The organism is Brevundimonas mediterranea, from assembly GCF_014196125.1.
Lineage (GTDB): Bacteria > Pseudomonadota > Alphaproteobacteria > Caulobacterales > Caulobacteraceae > Brevundimonas > Brevundimonas mediterranea.
Window position 1 is genome coordinate 482,642 of sequence record NZ_JACIDA010000002.1, and the last position, 22,227, is coordinate 504,868.

Below are 22,227 nucleotides of genomic sequence, written 5' to 3' on the forward strand. Positions count from 1 at the left end.
GAAGCGGCCTCTTCATTTCACCGCCGCGTCCATCATCCGGCGGAACTGGTCCTGAGCCTGAAGGCCGAAGCTCGTCCAGGTCTTCATCAATTCATCGGGCTGCATGGCGGCGACATTGGCCTGCATCCGCTTCTGCATCTCGGCGACCATGGCGTCGTTGAGCGGCGTGACGTCCGGCAGCCCCAGGAAGGCGCGCGCCTCCGCCGGGGTGCAGTCCACTTCGACATTGACCTTCATCGAACCGTCTCCTGTTTCACGTGAAACGTCCGAAGACGGATCAGGTGTTCATCGACTGGAAGAAGTCCGAGTTGTTCTTCGACTGACGCAGCTTGTCGAGCAGGAATTCGATCGCGTCCTGCGGGCCCATGGGGTTCAGGATGCGGCGCAGGACATAGGTCTTGGCCAGCTGGTCCTTCGGCGTGATCAAATCTTCCTTGCGGGTGCCGGACTTCAGCACGTCGATGGCGGGGAAGATGCGCTTGTCGGCCACCTTGCGGTCCAGCACGATTTCCGAGTTGCCGGTACCCTTGAACTCTTCGAAGATCACCTCGTCCATCCGGCTGCCGGTGTCGATCAGGGCCGTGGCGATGATGGTCAGCGACCCGCCCTGCTCCACATTCCGCGCGGCGCCGAAGAAGCGCTTGGGCCGTTGCAGGGCGTTGGCGTCGACGCCGCCGGTCAGCACCTTGCCCGACGAGGGGACGGTGGCGTTATAGGCCCGACCCAGACGGGTGATGGAGTCCAGCAGGATCACGACGTCCTTCTTGTGCTCGACCAGACGCTTGGCCTTTTCGATCACCATTTCGGCGACGGCGACGTGCCGCGTGGCCGGCTCGTCGAAGGTCGAGGCCACCACCTCGCCCTTGACCGTGCGCTGCATATCAGTGACTTCTTCCGGCCGCTCATCGATCAGCAGGACGATCAGGATGACTTCCGGATGGTTCTTCTCGATCGATTTGGCGATGTTCTGCAGCATCACCGTCTTGCCGACCCGCGGCGGCGCCACGATCAGGCAGCGCTGGCCCTTGCCCAGGGGCGCGACGATGTCGATGACCCGGCCCGAGCGGTCCTTCAGCGTCGGATCCTGGATTTCCATGTGCAGCCGCTCTTCGGGATAGAGGGGCGTCAGGTTGTCGAACAGGACCTTGGTCTTGACCATCTCGGGGTCTTCGAGATTGATCGTATCGACCTTCAACAGGGCGAAATAGCGCTCGCCTTCGCGCGGCGCCCGCACCGCGCCATGGACCGTATCGCCCGACCGCAGGCCGAAGCGACGGATCTGGGACGGCGACACATAGACGTCGTCCGGGCCGGGAAGATAGTTGGCGTCCGAGCTGCGCAGGAAGCCGAACCCGTCGGGCAGGATCTCCAGAACCCCATCGGCGATGATCTCGACTTCCTCGTCGGCGAGGGCCTTCAGGATGGCGAACAGCAGGTCCTGCTTGCGCAGGTTCGAGGCGTTCTCGACCTCCAGCTGTTCGGCGAAGGCGACCAGGTCGGCCGGCGTCTTCTCGTTCAGCTCGGCCAGAGTGATCCGGCCGTTGGCGACGACGGGCTCGCCATCCTCTTCTTCGTCGTCCGCCGTGGTGTCCACGCCGGAATCGGCGCCCGCCGCCTCGCCGGCTTCATGCTCGGCGCCGTGATGGGTCGGCGCCTCGGCCCCCGAGCTCTCAGTCTGGGCGTTTTCGGTCTCGGGGGTGTCGTTGTCGGTGACGTCGGTCATGATACAGGCTCGCGAACGCGCGCACGGAACCGCACGGCGTCAGGTCTCTGGAAATGTCTGGCCGTGAGGCCGGAGGGGGGCGCGACGGGCTCCCGCTGGTCGAACCGGCGGGCGTCGCGAAAAGAGAGGGACCGCCGGAAGGCCCGAACGGTTCACCGCCAGCGGAACCACAGGCGGAAGGTCAGGTCAAGCGGAGGCGTTCCTCAACCTATCACTTCCCAAACTCTGACAGCGAAAGCCTAGCGATGAATCCTTGTCCTGTTGGGGTCTAGCGCAGACATCGGCCCTTCAGTCCCATCTGGATTCAATATGGAAGAAAAGACGACGCCAACCTCATCGGCATAGAGAAAGCGGCACTGCTCGTGCCCATAGAATCTCACACACAGTTTTCCGCCATCGATTCCGTAGCTTCCCCGGCGAGGGATTCGTCCCGCACCATAAGCCATTCCATCGGGGCCAAACGCCTCTCCGACTTCTCCCATGATCCCGGCCGGATAGACGCCGTGATTGACGACATAGGTCGCCACCTCGCTGTCAACGAGGCGTCGCACCTCTCCTTGTGGTCGAGTCGCATCTTCTGAGAGGGGCCTCACAGCGTCCTCCGACTGAAAGGACGCAAACATCAGCAGAGCCAGAAGTTCGCATGTCATGGGCGAAACCTCTCACGGCCGAGGTTAGGCTTCAATCACCGACGGAGGACGACCGTCACCCGAACGTCCACTCCGTCGTCACCGACAGCACCATGATGATGGCCAGAACGAACGGGACCTCGTTCGTCATCCGCCAGAACTTGCCGGAATATTTCGAGGTTCCCGCCGCGATCTTCTTCCTCTGCCCGGCCAGGAAGCCGTGCCAGCCGGCCAACAGGAAGACTCCAACGAGCTTGGTCACCATCCATGGCTGATGCGCGAAGCTCCAGTCGGCTCCCTCGCCGCTACGCAGCCACAGCAACCAACCGCCGAAAACGAAAGCCAGGATCATGGCCGGGTTGACGATGATCCGCAGCAGCCGGGTTTGCCACAGGCGTAACAGCCCCTGCATCTCGCTGCGCAACGGCTCGGGCTTGGCGTTCTGTTCCGCGTCATAGGCATAGAGGCGCGGCAGGAACAGCAGCCCCGCCATCCAGGCGATCACCGCCAGGATATGCAGGCCGCGCGCCAGGTCATAGGGGTTCATGCCGCGTGTTTCCTTTGCGATACGGACAGGCCTTCCAGTCCGTCTTGCAGCCCTGACCGAACGGGGCGACGCCCGTCCGACCCAGGGCGCCGACGGCCGCATCAGCCAGAGCGTCGATGAACGGGGGGGAGATCCCGACGGCCGGCGCTCGCAGATAGAGACTTACCCCTTTTTCGTGGGCCAGTTCTCCATATTCGATATCCAGCTCCACCAGGGTCTCGATATGTTCGGAGACAAAGGCGATGGGGGTGATGACCACGCCCACCCCGTCCGCCCCGGCCTGGGCGATGGCGTCAGGTGTGGACGGTCCCAGCCATTTCATCGGCCCGACCCGGCTCTGGTAGCACAGGGCGTGGTCGATCGGCCCCCGGTCGCGTTCAATGGCGGCGACCACTGCGGCGACGGTCGTCTCGACCTGTTCCTGATAGGGGTCGCCCTTGCCGCTGACCAGTTTCTCTGGGATGCCGTGGGCTGAGAACAGGACCCGCACCGGCCCCTCGCCGGCTTCGTCCAGCTTCGACCCGATGGCCTGGGCCTGGGCCTCGACCCAGCCCGTAGCGCTGGGATAGCAGCAGACGGCGCGACTGACGCCCGATCCGGCATAGGTCTCATTCCAGATTTTCAGCGAGGATTCGGTCGTCGTGGTCGAAAACTGGGGGTAGAGCGGCAGCAGAACCACCTCGTCGGGTCCAAAGGCCGCCACCTCGACCGCCGTCTCATCGGTGAACGGCCGCCAGTAGCGCATGGCGATGAAGACCTGGACCTCATCCCCGGTCAGCCGCGCGTTCAGCACCGCCTCCAGGGCCTCGGCCTGCCGGCGGGTACCGGGCAACAGCGGCGATCCACCGCCCATCAGGGCGTAGTTGGCCTGGGCGCTGGTCTCGCGCCGGCTGGAGATCAGCTTGGCCAGGGGCGTGCGCAGAACGCCAGGCAGACCGATGATGGCCGGATCATTGAACAGATTGAACAGGAAGGGCTTCACCGAGGCCTGATCGTCCGGCCCGCCCAGATTGAACAGCACCACCGCGATCCGGCGGCCTTGCGAGGTTTCGGTCATTGGGCGCCGATCCTCTTCAGAACCCGTTCGACATGGTCGATGGGCACGTCCGGCAATATGCCATGACCGAGGTTGAACACCCACGGCCCCTGGCCCCAGGCCTCCATCAGCTGATCCACCCGGCGATCCAGAAGTTCGCCCCCGGCGCGCAGCAACAGGGGGTCCAGCGCGCCCTGGATCGGCTTGATCTGCTGCACCCGTTTGCCGACCTCCAGCGGGCAGGCGGTGTCCAGGGCGACGGCGTCCACCTCAACCTCCTGCGCATACCGCTCTGCAAGCGCCGCAGAGCCCCGTGGGAAGCCGATCAGGGGCACAGTGACACCGAGCTCCCGGGTACGCTTCACAAGCGCCTGGTGGGGCTTCAGGACCAATCTTTCGAACAGGTCGTCGGGAAGCCCCTCGGCCCAGCTCTCGAAAATCTTCAGCACCTGGGCGCCGGCGTCGGCCTGCATCTTCAGATACCGCGCCGTGGCCTCGACCAGAACCTCCAGGGTTTCGTCCACCCGGCGGGGGTCGGCATAGGCATAGGTCCGGGCCTGGGCGCGCTCGCCCTTGCCGATGGTTCGGTGCTCGCCGTCCAGCATATAGGTCGCCACCGTCCAAGGCGCGCCGGCGAAACCGATCAGGGCGCGTTCAGGCTCCAGGGCCCTGCGCACGATCGACAGGGTCTCGCCTACGGCCGACAGATGCGCGCCCGCATCCGGGGCCAGTTCCGCCATCCGACCGGGGATCGGCATTTCGCCCAGCCGAGGCCCCTCGCCCGTCTCAAACCAGACGTCCTGGCCCAGGGCGCGCGGGATCAGCAGGATGTCGGCGAAGACGATGGCCGCGTCGAACCCGAACCGACGCATCGGCTGAAGCGTCGCCTCAGCCGCCATCTCAGGGTTCAGACAGAAGGCGATGAAGTCCGGCGCCTCGGCCCGGAGCCGTCGGTATTCGGGGAGGTACCGTCCCGCCTGGCGCATGAACCAGACCGGCGGACGATCCAGCGTCTCCCCTCGGAGAGCCCGGATCATCAGGGGAGTCTGAACAGCGTTCTGGGTCGGATCGGTCATGCCGGACGATTAAGGTCACAGGCCCCCGCTCTCAATCCCTAATCAGATTAAGAATTAAAAGATTCGAAGTGGCAGGTAGGACGGTGGAACGGCGGGGACGGTTTGGCCGACGCCAGCGGAACAAAAGCGGATATCCACGCTGCGCCAAGGCTTACCGGGGATGTCGAACAGCCCTATCCCGTCGGTGGACAATCCCTAATGAAACCTTAACGCCCAAGGCTTTGCGGGGATCCGGGGCTGTGAACGGGGTTAAGCGATGTTAACCTTCCATTAGGATTTTCCACAGCCAAGCCCAAACCTGTTGTCCGCCTTGGGATGAACCATCCTCGAACCGAAGGCGCCATCCACCGTCATCCCCGCTCGCCGCCTTGTCGATGAGCCGCTAAGGAGAACGGCGCCCCGACGGTCCCCCGCCGTCCCCCATTTTTCAACAGGGAGTCGACAGACCGAATGAGCCCCGCGCGACCTTCCGGCCCCCGACCCGGCCCCACCCGTCTGGCCACCTATTTTCACGTTCATCTGGTTTCGGATTCGACCGGAGAGACCCTGAACGCGATGGCCAAGGCGGTGACGGCCCGCTTCGACGGGGTCATTCCGATCGAACATATCTACGCCCTTGTCCGATCGGAGAAGCAGATGGAGCGTGTGCTGCAGGAGGTGGAGGCGGCGCCGGGCGTGGTTCTGCACACCCTGGTCGACCGCCATCTGCGCGAACAGCTGGAGGACGGCTGCCGGCGACTGGACATGCCCCAGATCGGCGCCCTTGATCCTCTGGTCGGGGCCATGTCCCGCTATCTGGGCGCGGCCTTGTCGACGCGGGTCGGGGCTCAGCACGCCCTGGATCATGATTATTTCAACCGGATCGCGGCGCTGGACTTCGCGATGGCTCATGACGACGGCCAGGGCACGACCGAACAGCTGGAAGGCGCCGATGTGGTCCTGTGCGGGGTCAGCCGGACCTCCAAGACCCCGACCTGCATCTATCTGGCCCATCGCGGAATCCGCGCCGCCAATGTCCCGCTGGTGCCTGGACAGGAGGACGGCGAGCGACTGACGAGGCTGAAGAATCCTCTGGTCGTCGGCCTGACTGTATCGCCCGACCGCCTGATCCAGATCCGGCGCAACCGGATCGACAATCTGAACGCCAGCCAGTCCTCCAACTATACGGATCAGGACGCCGTCCGCGACGAGACGATCAAGGCCAAGCGCGCCTTTGCCCGACGCGGCTGGCCGACCATCGACGTCACCCGCCGGTCGGTGGAGGAAACGGCCGCCGCCATCACCAACCTGCTCAGCGAGCATCGCAACCACAAGATCGGGACAAGCTGGTGAGCGACATATCCCTGTCCCGCCCGGGGGGGCGCGAGACCCTCATCCTGGCGTCCAAGAGCGCCGCACGCCGCGCCATGCTGGAAAACGCCGGCGTTCCGTTCGAGGTTCGCGTCGCCGGCGTGGACGAAGACGCGATCAAGGCCGTCTCGACCGATCTGGATCCCGCCGGCCTGGCGGTGCGGCTCGCTGAGGCCAAGGCCCTGGCCGTGTCGCGCGATGACGAAACCGCCTGGGTGCTGGGATCGGATCAGACCCTGGCCTTCGACGGCGGGCTGATTTCCAAGGCGAAATCGCTCGACGCCGCCCGCGAACGGCTGAAATCCATGCGCGGCCGCACCCATCACCTCCATTCCGGCGCCGCCCTGGCGGTGAAGGGCGAGATCGTCTGGTCGGGCGTGGACACGGTCGAGATGCGGATGCGTGACTTTTCCGACGCCTTCCTCGACGCCTATCTGGCGGCCGAGGGCGAGGCCCTGCTGGCCTGTGTCGGCTCCTACCGGCTCGAGGGCATGGGATCCCAGTTGTTCGCGGCCATTGACGGCGACTATTTCACCGTCCTCGGCCTGCCGCTGTGGCCGGTCCTGGCCGAGCTGCGCCGGGCGGGGGTCCTGTCCGCATGAGCCGTCATCGCATCACGGGCGCGGCCCTGGTCGCCGGGATCGCCGGCAATCCGGTGGCCCATTCGCTCAGCCCCGTCATCCACAACGCCTGGCTGGCGGCCGGCGACATGGACGGCGTCTATGCGCCCTTCGCCCCCGCCGATGCGGCGGGGTTCGAGGCCCTGGTCGCGGCGGGCCGCGCCGGACTGATCCTGGGTCTGAACGTCACCGCGCCCTTCAAGGAACAGGCCTTCGCCCTGGCGGATCAGGCGACCCCGGCGGCCCGGCTGACAGCCTCGGCCAATATCCTGACCTTCGACGCTGGCCGGGTGTCGGCCGACAGTTCGGACGGGATCGGCCTGATGCTGGGCCTGAAGGAACAGGCGCCGGATCTGACCCTGGCAGGTCGATCGGTGGTCATGCTGGGGGCGGGCGGCGCGGCGCGGGCCGGCTCAGGCGCCCTGATCGAGGCCGGGGCCGAAGTTCGGATCGTCAATCGGTCGCGCGACCGGGCCGAAGCCCTGGCCGCCGATCTGGGCCCTTCGGTCAGGGTCATGCCGGCGGCCGAGGCTCTCGACGGGGCCGTCCTGGTGATCAACGCCCTCAGCGTCCAACCGGATCTGGATTTCGCCGCCGTCGCCCCCGGCACGGTGATGATGGACATGACCTACAAGCCCCTGGCCACCCCCTTCCTGACGGCGGCGCGGGCGCGTGGCCTGCCGACCGTGGACGGACTGGCCATGCTGATCGGCCAGGCGGCGCCCTCGTTCCAGGCCCTGTTCCGCCGCCCGCCCCCGCCGCTGGACCTGCGCGCCCTGCTGACGGCGCATCTGGGCGAAGCGCCATGATCCTGCTCGGCCTGACCGGCTCCATCGGCATGGGCAAGTCGACGACGACCGCCATGTTCGCTGAGCTCGGCGCCGTGGTCTGGAACGCCGACGACGCCGTGCACCGGCTCTATGCACCCGGCGGCGCGGCCGTCGAACCGGTCGGCGCCGCCTTCCCCGGCGTGGTCGTGGACGGAGCCGTTGACCGCACCCGGCTGGCCGAGGCGCTGGGGCGGGACGAGACCGCCTTTCGCCGGCTGGAATCCATCGTCCATCCTCTGGTGACGCGGGGCCGCGCGGCCGATCTGGCGGCGGCGCGGGCCATGGGGGTGAAGCTGGCTGTGCTGGACATCCCCCTGCTGTTCGAAACCGGCGGCGACGCCCATGTGGACGCCGTGGTCGTGGTCACCGCCGATCCGGCGATCCAGGCGGAACGCGTCCTGGCCCGCCCCGGCATGACCCGCGACCGGTTCGAGGCCATCCTGGCCCGCCAGCTGCCCGACCCGGAAAAACGCGCCCGCGCCGACTTCATCATCGATACGGGCCGGGGGCTCGAGCCTGCCCGGGCCGATGTCGCCGCCATAGTCGAGACCGTGCTGGATCCGGCGTGGATATCTCCCCGTCACGCCAAAGCCGGTCTTTCGCAAAGCGGCGAACGATTCCATTAAGGGCCATGGCCCGCGAGATTGTTCTGGATACCGAAACCACCGGCTTCGACCCCAAGACGGGCGACCGTCTGATCGAGGTCGGCTGTATTGAAATTCAGGACCTGCTGCCGACCGGCCGCACCTTCCACCGGTTCGTCAATCCGGAACGCCTGATCCCGCCGGACGCCATCCGGGTTCACGGCATCACCGACGACAAGGTGAAGGACGCCCCCAAATTCCACGAGATCGCCGACGACCTGATCGAATTCATCGGCGACGCGCCGATGATCGCCCACAACGCCGGCTTCGACCGCAACTTCATCGACTTCGAATACAAGCTGTGCGGCCGGCCGATCACGGGCGAGGCGCGCTGGATCGACACACTGAAACTGGCTCAGGCCCGGTTCCCGGGCATGCCCAACTCGCTGGACGCGCTGTGCAAGCGGTTCAAGGTATCGCTGGTCGAACGCACGCTTCACGGCGCCCTGATCGACGCCCGCCTGCTGGCCGAGGTCTATCTGGAGCTTCGTGGCGGCAAGGAGCGGGTGCTGGACTTATCGTCGGCGCCGGTCGCGGGTCGTTCAGCGGGCGTCGCCGTCCCGACGGCCGCCTACGGCCCCCGTCCCCAGCCGCTGGCCCCGCGTTCGAGCCCGGAGGAACAGGCCGCTCACATCGCCTTCCTGGCCGAGGTTCTCAAGGACCGGTCCCTGTGGGACGCCTACGGCGTCAAGGTTCAGGAAGAAGCGGCCTGAGAGCACCTATTCTCCCTCCCCCGCAGGGGGAGGGAGATTTTCGTTCGTTCTTTTACGCCTGGCCCGTTTCGACCGGCTGCCGGGCGATCTGCTGCTGGCGCGCGATATAGATGGCGGCGAAGTCGATCGGGTCCAGCATGAAGGGCGGATAGAAGCCGCCGTCCGCCGTGGCGCGCGCGATGATTTCGCGGGCGAATGGGAACAGATAGCGCGGGCATTCGATCAGCAGCAGGGGCTCGATATCCTGCTCCTGGACATTGGCCAGCTGGAACAGGCCGCCATACACCAGCTCGACGTGGAAGACCGCCTGGTTCTCGTGGCTGGCCTTGATCGACAGCTTCAGGTCCAGCTCGAACAGGCCGTCCGGACGGCCCTGAGCCGCCATTTCGACGCCCAGGTCGATGGCCGGCTTGCCGTCGATGCGCAGGGATTCCGGCGCGCGCGGGTTCTCGAACGAGAAGTCGCGGACATACTGCGCCAGGATGCGGAACCCGGGGCCGGCGGGCTGGCCTTGCTGAGGCTGTGCTTGCGTCGGGTTCGGGGCGTTGGTGTCGGCGGGCGGAGCGGCGTCGGTCATGGGCGTCTTCGATTACGGAAAAGGGCCGATTGGGCCGGGAATAAGGCGCCGCGACTACCACGCCGAGACGCTTGGCCGCAACGTCGCTTGCTCGACAGGGGGCGCGCGCCGCCTTGCGCCGTCCTATATGAGCCCGTAATCGTCTCCATGGCGCACCCTCGCTCACGCGCCGACAGTCAGGAAGTCCCCTTGCCGGTCCAGTTCCAGATCGTGATTTTCGCCGTCATCGCGGCGATCGTCCTGTTCCAGCTCTATAATGTGCTGGGCAAGAGAGTCGGCCGTCAGCCGCAGGAGGACGCCAAGGTCCTCCCCTCGTCGCCGACCTCTGCGGCCGAGGCCTCCAAAACCCCGGCCCTGGACGCCGCGACCCTCGCCTCTATCGCCGGGCTGAAGGCGCGCGATCCGGCTTTCGACCCCAATCGTTTCGTTGAGGGCGCGCGTCAGGCCTATGAGACCATCGTGCGCGGTTACGCCGCCGGCGACCGCGCGGCCCTGACGCCCCTCCTGACCCCCAATGTCATGGCCTCCTTCGACGCCGGCATCGCGGCGCGTGAGACGCGTGGCGAGACCGAGACCGTCGAATTCCTCTTCCCGCCCCGTGCGGACCTGGAAGGCGCCACTGTCCAGGGCGACAAGGCTGTGGCCAAGGTCCGCTTCCTGGCCGAGCTGCGCAGCCGGGTGACCAAGGCCTCGGGCGACACCGCCGATTCCGTTACCGGCGAGCCTCTGGTCGAGGAGCGCCGCACCGCTGAACACTGGACCTTCGAACGCACCCTTGGGGCCGCCGATCCGAACTGGGTCCTGGCCCGCGTCGAGCCGGCCAACGCCTGATGTCGGCGCCCAGGCAGGTCTTGCCCAGGCAGGTCTTGTCTTGGGCGCCGACGCTCGCGTCGGTCCTGGCGGCCGCCGCCTGTTCGACCGGTCCCATGACCCCGACCGTCCCGGTCCCGCCGGGAACGGCGGGGCCTAAACCCTATCTGCCTTCGCCGAAGCCTGACGCGCCTCTACCCCGGCCTACGCCGTCCGACGCTCTCAGCCCGGCCGTCCTGCCGGGCTGGAACGACGAGGATCACCTCGCCGCCTTCCGCGCCTATATCGAAGGCTGCGGCGCCGCGCGCGACGCCGCTTCGCGGGCGGTTTGCGCCCGCGCCCAAGCCATGTCTTCCACCCTGACGCCCAGCGACGCGCGGGCCTTTTTCGAGGCGAACTTCAGCGCTGTTCCCGCCCGGACCCCTGACGGGGCGCCCGGCCTGCTCACCTCCTATTTCGCGCCCGAGTATCCGGCCCGCCGCGTCCCGGACTCCGAATTCTCGGCCCCCGTCCTGCCCAAGCCCGCCGATCCGCGCGACGCCGGCGACCGGGCGACGATCGAAGCCACGGCTCGCCCCGATCAGGCCCTGGCCTGGATGAGGCCCGAGGACCTGTTCTTTCTCCAGATCCAGGGCTCCGGCTATCTGACGTTTGAGGACGGCGCGCGCGGTCGCGCCGCCTACGCCGCCGACAACGGCAAGACCTTCGTCGGCATCGCCCGACCGATGGCCCGCCAGGGCCTGCTGCCGGAAAACGGCACGTCCGGCGACGCCATTCGCGGCTGGCTGGCCGATCACAGGGGGTATGAAGCCCAGGCGGTGATGGCCCTGAACCCCCGCTACATCTTCTTCCGCCTCGATCCGGACGACAACGGCCATCCGCCTGGTGCGGCGGGCATCCCCCTGACCGAGCGGCGCGCCATTGCGGTCGATCCGTCCCACTGGCGCTATGGCGAACTGGTCTGGCTGGAGGCCGACGGCGGCAATCTGCGCGGCGCCACGGCCTCCTATCGCGGTCTGGCCATGGCGCTGGACACCGGCTCGGCCATTCGCGGCCCGGTCCGCGCCGACCTCTATATGGGCCGGGGCGACGCCGCAGGCGTGGAGGCTGGAACCGTCCGCCACCCCCTCCACATGTGGCGGCTGGTCCCCAAGAGCTGACCACGCAAGATCCTCTCCCGCCGGGAGAGGGCTTGAGCGCACGCGCAGCCGTCCAGCGCGCCTAATTTTGAGAATATAAGCCTGCGATTTCAATCGCCTGATTTGGCGAATTCGTCTTCACCTCAGCGCCGGTCCGGGCGGGTGTAGGATGTCGCCGGGTCTTTGACATCGCTACGCCGCACGGGCCGCACCGCACGGGGCCACGCGCCTGAATAGACGAAAATAGACTCCATTTTTATTGCGTGGAATGAGTCTATTTCCACGGCTCGGACCCCCGTCCTCCCGGGCTCCGACTTCGGCCTTTAGGCCAGATCCTCGATCTCGGCCTCGGTCAGTTCACCGGGCACGATGGTGACCGGCAGCTTGCGCCCGCCCAGCTGGGCTCCCTGTTTGATGATGGCCGAGACCAGCGGCCCCGGCCCGCGCGAGCCGCTTCCGGCGGCCAGGACCAGGATCTTGATGTCCGGATCGTCGCCGACCGCCTTCTTGATCGCGCCCTGGGCCTCGCCCTTCTCGATCAGGAAGATCGGCGCGGCCCCGGACCGTTCCAGCGCCTCCTCCCCCAGCCTGTTCAGCAGGGCTTCGGCCTCCTCGCGCTGCTGACGCTCGATCTCCTCGCGCACGCCCGACCAGTGGGCGTCGCTGTTGGACGGCAGGACGCGCAGCATGACCACCCGTCCTCCGGTCGAGCGCGCGCGCCGACAGGCGAACCGCAGAGCGGCCTCAAACTCGGGGCTGTCGTCGACGACGACCAGGAACTTTCTCGGCATATCGGCCTCCCCCGCCTTATCGACCGAAGAGGCCGTGAGACGGGATCGCCGTCAAGCCTGCACCGCGGCCGAGGCCAGATCGCGGATCGTCGCATTGGCGATGGTCAGCTTGGCGAAGGTCCAGCCCGAGCCCGACTGTTCGATCTCATCGACCGAGGTGCGCACGCCCTCGACCACGGCCAGTTTCGACCCGATCCAGGCGTCCACGGCGCCTTCGGCCGCATCCTCGCTGACCCCGACCGCGGCGTCCGACACCCGGGCCACGGCGCGGGTCAGGGTCGCCTGTTCGTTCATCAGGTCCTCGATCATGCGACGCACGGCCAGCCGGTCGAAATGATCGACCGACGGGATCGAACCGGCTGCGGCGCGCAGCCGGTCGAAGTCGAAGGCGGCGCCCACCTGGTGATACAGCCGCGCCATGGCCGCGACCGGCCAGCCGCTTTCCTGGGCCAGGTCTCCGATATCGGCGGCGGCCACGAGGGGCCGCATGATGGCGATGCGACGGGTCAGATCCTGCGGCGCCCCATGATGCGCGAAGATGGCGACCCGATCATCCAGACGGCTCTGCTCGAACCGTGAAAGAACCGGCGCGCCCTCGGCCCGTAGCGCGTCGGCGGTCGGACGATAGCGGTCGATCAAGGCCTGGACCGACGCCCCTGCCTTGGCGCGGCGGGCCAGCCAGAAGGTCTGACGACGCAGCACAACGGCGATCTCGCGATAGAGGGCGGTCTGAGCCTCGGCCGAGATCTTCAGGTCCAGGGCGGACACCGCGTCCCAGGCCTCATCCAGGCGGAACACGCGCCGCGCCGCCTCGAAGGCGATGATCAGGGCGGTGGTGTCGCACTCGGCGGAGCCGCGCAGCCGGTCCGGGAAGGTCGGACCGCACATGTTGACGACCTCGTTGGCCATGACGGTGGCGATGATCTCGCGCCGCAGACGGTGGCTCTTCATCTCCGGCTCGAACCGGGCCAGGGCCTGCGGGAAATAGCGGACCAGGATCTGTTCGAAGAAGGGGTCTTCCGGCGCGCGTGAGGCGACGATCTCTTCCGACAGTTCCAGCTTGGCGTAGGCGGTCAGCACCGCCAGTTCGGGCCGGGCCAGCGGAATCCCGGCGGCCATCATCTCCTTGATGCGGGCGTCGTTCGGCAGACCCTCGACCTTGCGGTCTAGCTTGCCGCGGGCCGAAAGGGCCTGCATGAACCGTTGCTGGGCGTCCAAGGCGGCCGCGCCCTCGGCCTGTTGCAATGTCAGGGCCAGGGTCTGGTCGTAGTTGTGGGCCAGAACCTTCAGCCCGACCTCTTCGGTCATCGAGGCCAGAAGCGGGGCGCGTTCCTCGGCCGGCAGGACGCCGTTGGTCACGGCCGATCCGACCAGGATCTTGATGTTGACCTCGTGGTCCGAGGTGTCGACCCCGGCCGAGTTGTCGATGGCGTCGGTGTTCATCCGGCCGCCGCCCTGGCCGAAGACGATGCGGCCCGCCTGGGTGAAGCCCAGGTTCGCGCCCTCGCCCACCACCTTGACCCGCAGCTCGTCGGCGTTGATCCGCAGGGCGTCGGTGCCCTTGTCGCCCACCTGGGCGTCGGTCTCGGCCGCCGATTTCACATAGGTGCCGATGCCGCCCAGATACAGCAGGTCCGCCGGCGCCTTCAGGATGGCCCGGATCAGGCTGACCGGGTCCAGTTCGTCGTCGGTGATGTCCAGAGCCGCCTTGATTTCGGGCGTCAGCTGGATCGACTTGGCCGACCGCGAGAAGACGCCGCCGCCTGCGGAGATCAGCCCCTTGTCATAGTCCTGCCAGGACGAGCGCGGCAGGTCGAACAGTCGCTTGCGCTCGGTCCAGCTGGCGGCGGGGTCGGGCGTGGGATCGATGAAGATGTCGCGGTGATCGAAGGCGGCGATCAGCTTGGTCGCCTTGGACAGCAGGGCGCCATTGCCGAAGACGTCGCCCGACATGTCGCCCACGCCGACCATGGTGAAGGGTTCAGTCTGGATGTCCCAGACCTTGGCGCGCGGACCGATCTCGCGGAAGTGGCGTTTGACCGCCTCCCAGGCGCCGCGCGCGGTGATGCCCATGGCCTTGTGGTCATAGCCGATCGACCCGCCGCTGGCGAAGGCGTCACCCAGCCAGAAGCCGTAGGCGGCCGAGACCCCGTTGGCGATGTCCGAGAAGGTCGCGGTGCCCTTGTCGGCGGCGACGACCAGATAGGGATCGTCCTGCTCCCAGGCGACGACATGGGCCGGACGTGTCACGGAACCGTCCGCGGCGATGTTGTCGGTGATGTCCAGCAAGCCCGACAGGAAGGTGCGATAGGCTCGGATGGCCTCGCCCTGAATGGCCTCGCGGTCTGTCGTCCGGGGCAGCTGCTTGGGATAGAAGCCGCCCTTGGAGCCGACCGGAACGATGACGGCGTTCTTGACCTGCTGCGCCTTGACCAGGCCCAGCACCTCAGTGCGGAAGTCATCGCGCCGGTCTGACCAGCGCAAACCGCCCCGCGCCACCGGTCCGAAGCGCAGATGCACCCCCTCGACGTGCGGCGCCCAGACGAAGATCTCGCGATAGGGCTTGGGCAGCGGCAGATCTTCCAGCTCGCGCGAGGCGATCTTGATCGAGATATACGGCTTGGACAGGCCGTCGGCGTCCAGCTGGAAATAGTTGGTGCGCTTGATCGCGCCGATCAGGGCGGCCATCCGGCGCAGGGCCTTGTCGTGGTCCAGGCTCTTCACGTCCTGCAGCAGGGCCGTGATCTTGGCGTTAAGCTCAGCCACAGCGCCCTCTCGCGCCTCCACCGCGCCGTCCGCCGGGTCGAACCGGGCCTTGAACAGCGACAGCAGGGCTCGCGACAGGTCCGGATATTCGCGCAGGGCCTCTTCCTGCACCGCTTGGGACGGATCAAGGCCCGTCTGTTGGCGATAACGGGCCAGGGTGCGGATCAGGGCGGCCTCGCGCCATTCCATGCCCAGTTCGACGACCAAACGGTTGAAGCCGTCGCTCTCGGTGCGGCCGTTCCACACGGCGGCGAAGGCCCGTTCGAACGGCTCCTTCACATCGGCGAAGACGAGGGCCTCGCCACGCGGATCCTCCATCAGGAATTCGTGGACATGGATCTCTTCCTCGCCCAGCGGCCGGATCGGATAGCCGTATTCCTCCAGAGTCTTCAGACCCATGTCGGCCATGATCGGCAGGACGTCCGACAGGGGCACCGACGGGCCGCGGCGATAGAGCTTGAAGCGGAACTGCAGACGGCTGTCGTCGGCGTTGCGGAAAGCGCGGACCGCCACCGATTCTCCGGCTCCGACCTGTCCCGTCGCGTTCAGCCGGTTCATCTCGCTCAGATCGACGGCCGCTTCGTCGGCGTCATAGCGGTCGCGATAGGCGGCGCCGAAGGCGCGGGCCCAGCGGGTGCTCAGCGGCCCGACCTCGACATCGGCCACGTCGGCGCGGCGCAAGGCGGCTTCGAACCGCTCGACCCAGCCGCGCCCGGCCTCGGCCACATCATGTTCAAGCTGGGCGGCGTCGGGGACCGGATGGTCGCCCGGCGTCACGCCGATGATGAAATGGACCCGCACAAGGGGGGCGTCCGACAGTTGCGGATACCAGGCCGAGATCCGGCCGCCCCAGGCGCGGGCGACGATCTGGCCGATCCGCTCGCGCACCGAGGAATCAAATTTTTCGCGCGGGACGAAGCACAGGACCGAGACGAACCGGTCGAACGGATCCTGGCGGGTGAACAGACGGATGCGCGGCCGGTCGTAGAGGTGAAGTATGCCCAGGGCGATGGAAAGAAGCTCGTCCTCACCGATCTGGAACAGTTCGTCGCGCGGATAATTCTCGAGAATATTGCGCAGCCGCTTTTCGTTATGGCTGCCAGGCGCCTTGTCGGCACGGCTCAGGACATTGGCCACCTTGCGGCGGATCAGGGGCGTTTCGATCGCCAGCTGGTCATAGGCGTCCGAGGTAAACAGGCCGACGAACCGCGTCTCGCCCGTCGCCTTGCCGTCCGCGCCGTAACGCTTGACCCCGACATAATCCATGTAGGCGCGCCGGTGAACGCGGGACCGGGCGTTGGCCTTGGCCACAGTGACCGGATCGCTCAGATCCAGCTGCCGGCGCATCTGACGGGTCAGGACGGCGGGTTCCGACGCGCGACGCAGAACGGTGCGGTCGGGGTCGGCCAGGATGCCCAGACCGGCGCTCGACTGGCTCAACGGAGCCTCGGCCTCGTAGTCGCCGTCGGCCTTCAGGGGGTAATTATAGTCGCGAGCGCCCAGGAAGACGAAATGATCGCTCTTGAGCCATTTGAGGAAGGCGATGTTTTCGGCCAGAACCGCCGGATCGACGCTTGGCGGCGTCGCCTCCAGCCTTTGCATGGCCTGACGCATCAGGCCGGTCATGGCCTCGTGGTCGGCCACGGCGGCGTGGACGTCGGTCAGGCACTCGGCCAGGCCCTCGCCCAGGGCGTCACGTCGCTCCTGCGGAGCGCCGTCGATCACCAGCATGATCACCGACAGACGTCGATCACCCAGCTCGACCACCGGGTGGAACAGGGCGCGCACCGAGACGCCGGCCTCGGCCAGGGCGCCCATGACGCTGTCGACCAGGAAGGGGGCGTCCATCTGGACGATGCGGACCAGGTCATAGTCCAAGGCCTGGCCGTCGGCGCCGGCCAGGGGGCCGACGGTGATAAGCGGAGCGGAACCGGCCGGATAGTCCTTGGCCGCCCGCCACGAGGCGGCCAGGAGCGCGGCCAGATCCTCGCCGTCCAGTTCGGGGGTCTCGTCGGCGGCGTAGTCCTCGTGCGCCTGGGCGAGGAAGGATTGCTCCGGCTTGCCGGGGCTGGTGCCGAGAATCCGCGCGAATGAGGTTTCCAGGGCGGCCGAGGAGATCGGCTGAACCGGGAGGGGGCGCGGATCGAGGGCGGTCATGGACTACAGTCTCAGGCGACGCGGCCTTGGCCGCAAGGGGCACGGCGCGACGAGGCGCCACAGCGTTGACTAGGCCAGGTCCGGTCGCGCGGGAAGCCCCCGATGATTGAAGATTCTCATGAACAGCGTTCAGGTTGGAAGAATTGTGCGGCGCCACAAACGAGAAGGCCGCCGAGCGGGGGAACTCGGCGGCCTGCGCGAACGACGCTCGGGGAGGGGAGTGTGCGTCGGTCGCTTCGCTGCGGTTCGGAGGGGAATGTCCCGCAGCGGTGAGGATCAGATGGGAAGCCTTGTTTGGGGTTCAAGAGACGAACACACGGCTTTCGATGTGGCGCGGCGCCGCAGGTTCAGGCTCCGGCCTTGCCCTCCGCTTCCGTCTCGGTCTCGCCCGTCTTCTTCCGTTTCGACTTGCCCTCGTCGGCATAGGGCTCGCCGTCGCCCGACAGCAGGATCGCCATCCAGCGTGATCCCTGGAATTCAGCCAGGATCGCCATGGCCATGACCGCCAGAGGGGTGGAAAGGAACATGCCGACCACGCCCCACAACTTGCCCCAGAAGGCCAGGGACAGCAGGACCACGACGGGGTCGATGTTCTGGTTGTCGCCCTGCATCCGCGGCTGGATCATATTGCCGACGATGAACAATATGGTCTGAAGACCGACCAGCAGGATCAGGGCCGGCCAGTAGCTGGGGAACTGCACCAGGGCGAACAGGGGGGGCGCCAGTCCCGCCACGGCCCCGCCCAGCACGGGAATGAAGCCGACGATGAAGATGACGAAGGTCCAGAACTCGGCGTTCTGAAGCCCCACGGCGCGCATCAGTATCCAGGCCACGACGCAGATCATGGCGCCGGTGACGGTCTGGACCCAGATATAGCCCTCGACCCCGCCGCGAACCCGTTCGAACACTGCGATCGCTTCGTCGCGCTGGCGCTTTTGCGGGAACATGGCGACGATCTTGCGTCGGAAGCCGATCTGCGAGGCCAGGAGAAAGCCCAGGTAGACCATGACGAAGAAGGCCCCGGAGGCGATACCCTGGGCCTGTATGGCGATGGAGGCCACATAGCCGCGAATATCGACGCCGTTGATCAGCTCCTGGGCCGTCGGCGGATTGTTCAGGCGCGCCATGCCATAGACGTCGCGGATGATCTGATCGATGCGCGGCCCGATATTCTGCGAGACGCCCGAGGCTTCCCCGAAGAAGCCCGCCGCACCGTTCACGATGATGCCGATGGAGGCGAAGAAGGCCAGGACCACCAATACGAGGGCGGCGACACCGGCCCAGCGGTCGTTCAGCGGGGTCCGGTCGGCCACGGTCCGCTTCACCCCGTCGATCATGATCAGCAGGAACAGGGCCATGGCCAGAGGCGTCAGTATGTCCCGAAGCCAGTAGACGGCCGCGCCCGCAGCGACGGTCGCGATCAGGGCGGCGGCGTTCCGCGATACGGCCGAAGGCTGCATGGTGACGGGGTTCTTCATGGTGATCCTTGTCGGCGGCGGGCCGAGCGGCGTCAACACGCATGAACAGCAGCGGTTCCGACGCGCGGGGCTCTGCGCTAGACCTAGCCGGTTCTCTGGAGACTTTTCATGTCCGACGCCCCTGCCGGCCTATTCCTCGGCCAGTCCGACGCCGCCCAGCCGGAAGCCCTGCTGTTTCACCGCGCCAACCGACACGGCGTTGTCGCCGGCGCCACGGGCACCGGCAAGACGGTCACCCTTCAGATCATGGCCCAGGGCTTCTCCGACGCCGGGGTGCCGGTCTTCTGCGCCGATGTGAAGGGGGACCTTTCGGGCATTTCCCAGGTCGGAACGCCGAACGAGAAGCTGGTCGCCCGGGCGACCGAAATGGGTCTGACCCTGACGCCGCGTGCGGCTCCGACCGTCTTCTGGGACCTGTACGGACAGAAGGGCCACCCGATCCGCACGACCGTGTCAGAGATCGGTCCGGTGCTGATGTCCCGAATGCTGGGCCTCAACGAGGTGCAGGAAGGCGTGATGACAGTCGTCTTCCATATCGCCGACAAGGAGGGCCTGCTGCTGCTGGACCTGGGCGACCTGCGCAGTCTGCTGGTCTATGTGGGCGAGAACGCCGAGCGGATCGGCCGCGAGGTCGGCAATGTCGCCCCCGCCTCCATCGCCGCCATCCAACGCGCCCTGCTGCAGCTTGAGCAACAGGGCGGCGACGCCTTTTTCGGCGAACCGGCTCTGAAACTGGAGGACATGATCCGCGTCGGCCTCGACGGGCGCGGTCAGGTCAATGTGCTGGACTCCACGCGGCTGATGAACAGCCCGCGGCTGTATGGGGCCTTCTTGCTGTGGTTGTTGTCGGAGCTGTTCGAACAGCTGCCGGAGGTGGGCGATCCCGACCGGCCGCGCCTGGTCTTCTTCTTCGACGAGGCCCATCTGCTGTTCGACGACGCCCCGCGCGCCCTGCTGGACAAGGTCGAACAGGTGGTGCGGTTGATCCGGTCCAAGGGGGTCGGCGTCTATTTCGTCACCCAGAATCCAGCCGACATTCCCGACAGCGTCCTGGCCCAACTCGGGAATCGTATCCAGCACGCGCTCCGGGCCTATACGCCGTCGGAACAGAAGGGGTTGAAGGCCGCTTCGCAGAGCTTCCGCGCCAATCCCGCCTTCGATACGGCCGAGGCCATTCAGGGCCTGGGCGTGGGCGAGGCCCTGGTCTCGGTCCTGGACGAGAAAGGCGCACCGACCGTCGTGGCCCGCACGAAGATCCGCCCGCCGGCCTCGCGCCTGGGCCCGGCGACCGAGGCCGAGCGCGCCGCCGTCATGGCCGCCAGCCCGGTGCGCGGCCTCTACGACCAGACGCTGAACCGCGAATCCGCCGAGGAAATCCTCGCGGCCCGCCATGCCGCCTCCGATCGGGCCGAGACTCAGGCCAGGGCGCAATCGGACGCCGCCAAGGCCGCCGAAGCTCAGGCGAAAGCGAACGGGAAGGCGGTCAGGGCGGACGCCAGGGAACGGGCCCGGACGACGCCGCGCGCCAGAACCTCCAATCGTCAGACCCCGATGGAGGCTCTGACCAAGTCCGTGTTGCGAACGGCCGGATCCACCCTCACCCGCGAACTGTTGCGGGGATTGTTGGGCGGGCTGAAGCGGCGCTAGGTCTTGCAACGGGGCGGGGGCGAGCGCATCTCCCGCCCATGTTCATCCAGACCGAACCCACGCCCAATCCCAATGTGCTGAAGTTCTTGCCGGGCCGCGATGTTTCTCCGCTCGCCGTGCTGGACTACCGCACCATCGACGAGGCGACCGCCTCGCCCCTGGCCGAGGCTCTGTTCGAACTCGAGGGCGTCGACGGCGTCTTTTTCGGCGCCGACTATGTGTCCGTGACCCGACGGGAGCGCGGGCCGGACTGGTCGGAGATGAAGGCCCCGATCCTGGGCGTCATCATGGATCATTTCGTCTCGGGCCGGCCATTGACCCTCGCGGGGTCTGTAACCGAGACCCATGCCGAGGACGACAGCGAGATCGTGGCCGAGATCAAGGCTCTGCTGGACAGCCGCATCCGCCCGGCCGTGGCCCAGGACGGGGGCGACATCCTATTCGATTCCTTCGATGAGGCGACCGGGGTGCTGAGCCTGCGGATGCGCGGCGCCTGTTCCGGCTGCCCTTCCTCTTCGGCGACACTGAAGGCCGGGGTCGAACAGATGATGCGCCATTATGTGCCCGAGGTGACGCGGGTCGAGCAGACCCTCTGACCGACTGACGTTTTCGTTCTCGCCAGACGTGCGGCGGGGCGCCATCTTCGTCCTCCATGCCGCGTTTCGTTCCAGATCCTGAAGTCCTTCGTCTGGGCGAGGCCCTGGCCGCCCTGCGCCGCGGGCGCGGCCTGTCCCAAGCCGAGGCCGGGGCGCGTCTGGACATGACCAGCCAGGGCTGGGGACTCTATGAATCCGGTCGCCGACCCGGCCTGTTCCGGCCCGATGTCCAGCGTCGTCTGACCGGGGCGCTGGACGCCACGCCCGAAGCCCTGGCCTTGCTCGTCTCGGGCGCTCAGACGCCGCACGTCGATCCGGCCGCGACAGTCCTGGAAAGCCGGGGACGTGGCTTCGACAGCCCGCCGCCTGTTGTCGTGAAACGCCTGACGGTTCGCGACGACGCCCTCTCCCCCTGGGCCGAACCGGGCGTCATCCTAGAATACCAACCGGACCTGTGGCCCAGGGGCGGCCAGGGCTGCGTCATCGAGATGAAGGACGGCGATCTACGCCCGCGCCTCTTTGACCGGTCCGAGGACGACCGCCTCCATGTCCGGGGGGCGGGCGCGCTGGACCGGGCGGAGGTGATCGACCGCCAGTCCGTGGCCCGCATCTCGGCCGTGATCGCCCGCCGCGAATCATGAAACGAAAAGGTTGCATACGCGGAAAGGTTGTGAGATCGTTCCGGCATGGACAGGACGCCCCCTACTGCTCGCCAGACGGCCCGCGCGCCGGAACCCTTGGACGCCGTCGTCGGCGCCCGGATCGCATCACGGCGCACGGCCCTGGGTCTGTCGCAGACCGCCCTTGGCGCCCTGATCGGGGTCAGCTGCCAACAGGTGCAGAAGTACGAGGGCGGTCAGAACCGGATCTCGGCCTCGCGGCTGCACAATCTGGCCCTGGCCCTTGGACTGCCCGTCGGAGCCTTCTTTCCCGAGCCGGCGGACGGCGGGGAAATCCCCGAACTGTCGATGATGCGGACCATGGCTGCGACACCGGAAGGCCGGGCGATGGCCGTCGGTTTTTCCCGCATCGAAGACCGCGCGGTGCGTCAGGCCCTGACGCGACTGGTGGAGGTTCTGTCTCGCGCGGCCTAGAAGA

Annotated in this window: 20 protein-coding genes; 11 read left to right on the plus strand and 9 right to left on the minus strand. The window is 67.0% G+C overall.

Annotation, left to right across the window (positions count from 1 at the left end):
• Positions 1–12: 12 nt before the first annotated feature.
• From GGR11_RS11170 to hemE, 5 genes are all read right to left on the minus strand, one after another.
• Positions 13–237, minus strand: a complete 225-nt coding sequence (locus GGR11_RS11170) for a DUF6489 family protein (RefSeq protein ID WP_035308330.1) — start codon at positions 235–237, stop codon at positions 13–15.
• Between the two features lie 40 nt (positions 238–277).
• The gene (gene rho, locus GGR11_RS11175; protein ID WP_183197016.1) at positions 278–1,723 is read right to left on the minus strand and encodes a transcription termination factor Rho; all 1,446 of its coding nucleotides are present in this window, start codon (positions 1,721–1,723) and stop codon (positions 278–280) included.
• Between the two features lie 705 nt (positions 1,724–2,428).
• Entirely contained in the window at positions 2,429–2,899 is a 471-nt protein-coding gene (locus tag GGR11_RS11180) for a CopD family protein (RefSeq protein ID WP_183197018.1), read from the minus strand.
• The gene (hemH, locus tag GGR11_RS11185; protein ID WP_183197020.1) at positions 2,886–3,956 is read right to left on the minus strand and encodes a ferrochelatase; all 1,071 of its coding nucleotides are present in this window, start codon (positions 3,954–3,956) and stop codon (positions 2,886–2,888) included. Before hemH ends, GGR11_RS11180 begins: the two co-directional genes overlap by 14 nt.
• Complete coding sequence (hemE, locus tag GGR11_RS11190; protein WP_183197023.1) at positions 3,953–5,011, minus strand: uroporphyrinogen decarboxylase; 1,059 nt, start codon at positions 5,009–5,011, stop codon at positions 3,953–3,955. The genes hemH and hemE overlap by 4 nt, the downstream gene beginning before the upstream one ends.
• A gap of 450 nt (positions 5,012–5,461) precedes the next feature.
• Here hemE and GGR11_RS11195 point away from each other — a divergent pair, with 450 nt between their 5' ends.
• From GGR11_RS11195 to dnaQ, 5 genes are read left to right on the plus strand one after another with little or no spacing between them, the layout of a single operon-like run.
• A complete protein-coding gene (locus tag GGR11_RS11195; RefSeq protein WP_183197025.1) occupies positions 5,462–6,343 on the plus strand; it encodes a pyruvate, water dikinase regulatory protein in 882 nt (293 codons plus the stop codon).
• A complete protein-coding gene (locus GGR11_RS11200) occupies positions 6,340–6,963 on the plus strand; it encodes a Maf family protein (protein ID WP_343051123.1) in 624 nt (207 codons plus the stop codon). Before GGR11_RS11195 ends, GGR11_RS11200 begins: the two co-directional genes overlap by 4 nt.
• Positions 6,960–7,790 (plus strand): shikimate dehydrogenase family protein, encoded by an 831-nt coding sequence (locus GGR11_RS11205; RefSeq protein ID WP_183197027.1) that lies wholly within the window; start codon positions 6,960–6,962, stop codon positions 7,788–7,790. The genes GGR11_RS11200 and GGR11_RS11205 overlap by 4 nt, the downstream gene beginning before the upstream one ends.
• Entirely contained in the window at positions 7,787–8,437 is a 651-nt protein-coding gene (gene coaE, locus GGR11_RS11210) for a dephospho-CoA kinase (RefSeq protein WP_183197029.1), read from the plus strand. Before GGR11_RS11205 ends, coaE begins: the two co-directional genes overlap by 4 nt.
• Positions 8,438–8,442: 5 nt before the next feature.
• Positions 8,443–9,168 carry a DNA polymerase III subunit epsilon gene (gene dnaQ, locus GGR11_RS11215; RefSeq protein WP_183197032.1) on the plus strand — a complete coding sequence of 242 codons (726 nt, stop codon included), beginning with the start codon at positions 8,443–8,445 and terminating at the stop codon, positions 9,166–9,168.
• A gap of 52 nt (positions 9,169–9,220) precedes the next feature.
• Here dnaQ and secB read toward each other — a convergent pair whose 3' ends face one another.
• Positions 9,221–9,745, minus strand: a complete 525-nt coding sequence (gene secB / locus GGR11_RS11220; RefSeq protein ID WP_183197034.1) for a protein-export chaperone SecB — start codon at positions 9,743–9,745, stop codon at positions 9,221–9,223.
• Between the two features lie 147 nt (positions 9,746–9,892).
• Between secB and timA the strand changes: the two genes are divergently transcribed.
• Positions 9,893–10,576, plus strand: a complete 684-nt coding sequence (timA, locus tag GGR11_RS11225) for a TIM44-related membrane protein TimA (RefSeq protein ID WP_183197036.1) — start codon at positions 9,893–9,895, stop codon at positions 10,574–10,576.
• Positions 10,577–10,671: 95 nt separating this feature from the next.
• Complete coding sequence (locus GGR11_RS11230; RefSeq protein WP_246331774.1) at positions 10,672–11,715, plus strand: MltA domain-containing protein; 1,044 nt, start codon at positions 10,672–10,674, stop codon at positions 11,713–11,715.
• A 302-nt stretch (positions 11,716–12,017) separates the two neighbouring features.
• Here the strand turns inward: GGR11_RS11230 and GGR11_RS11235 are convergent, their stop codons facing one another.
• The 3 genes from GGR11_RS11235 to GGR11_RS11245 all read right to left on the minus strand — a co-directional run bounded on the left by GGR11_RS11235 (position 12,018) and on the right by GGR11_RS11245 (position 18,886).
• Positions 12,018–12,485, minus strand: coding sequence for a universal stress protein (locus GGR11_RS11235; RefSeq protein WP_183197040.1), 468 nt, complete (start codon positions 12,483–12,485; stop codon positions 12,018–12,020).
• 51 nt (positions 12,486–12,536) lie between these two features.
• Positions 12,537–17,408: an NAD-glutamate dehydrogenase gene (locus GGR11_RS11240; RefSeq protein WP_183197041.1), complete on the minus strand. Its 4,872-nt coding sequence runs from the start codon at positions 17,406–17,408 to the stop codon at positions 12,537–12,539.
• Positions 17,409–17,755: 347 nt separating this feature from the next.
• Positions 17,756–18,886, minus strand: a complete 1,131-nt coding sequence (locus tag GGR11_RS11245; RefSeq protein WP_183197043.1) for an AI-2E family transporter — start codon at positions 18,884–18,886, stop codon at positions 17,756–17,758.
• A 108-nt stretch (positions 18,887–18,994) separates the two neighbouring features.
• On the opposite strand from GGR11_RS11245, the gene GGR11_RS11250 reads away from it, so the two are divergent.
• Genes GGR11_RS11250 through GGR11_RS11265 form a run of 4 tightly spaced genes read left to right on the plus strand, consistent with a single transcriptional unit; the run spans position 18,995 to position 22,223 of the window.
• Positions 18,995–20,533, plus strand: a complete 1,539-nt coding sequence (locus GGR11_RS11250) for a helicase HerA-like domain-containing protein (RefSeq protein ID WP_183197045.1) — start codon at positions 18,995–18,997, stop codon at positions 20,531–20,533.
• A gap of 38 nt (positions 20,534–20,571) precedes the next feature.
• Positions 20,572–21,129: a NifU family protein gene (locus GGR11_RS11255; RefSeq protein WP_183197047.1), complete on the plus strand. Its 558-nt coding sequence runs from the start codon at positions 20,572–20,574 to the stop codon at positions 21,127–21,129.
• Positions 21,130–21,185: 56 nt separating this feature from the next.
• Positions 21,186–21,770 carry a helix-turn-helix domain-containing protein gene (locus tag GGR11_RS11260; protein ID WP_183197049.1) on the plus strand — a complete coding sequence of 195 codons (585 nt, stop codon included), beginning with the start codon at positions 21,186–21,188 and terminating at the stop codon, positions 21,768–21,770.
• 45 nt (positions 21,771–21,815) lie between these two features.
• On the plus strand, positions 21,816–22,223 hold the full coding sequence (locus GGR11_RS11265) for a helix-turn-helix domain-containing protein (RefSeq protein ID WP_183197051.1): 408 nt from the start codon (positions 21,816–21,818) through the stop codon (positions 22,221–22,223).
• Positions 22,224–22,227 lie beyond the last annotated feature (4 nt).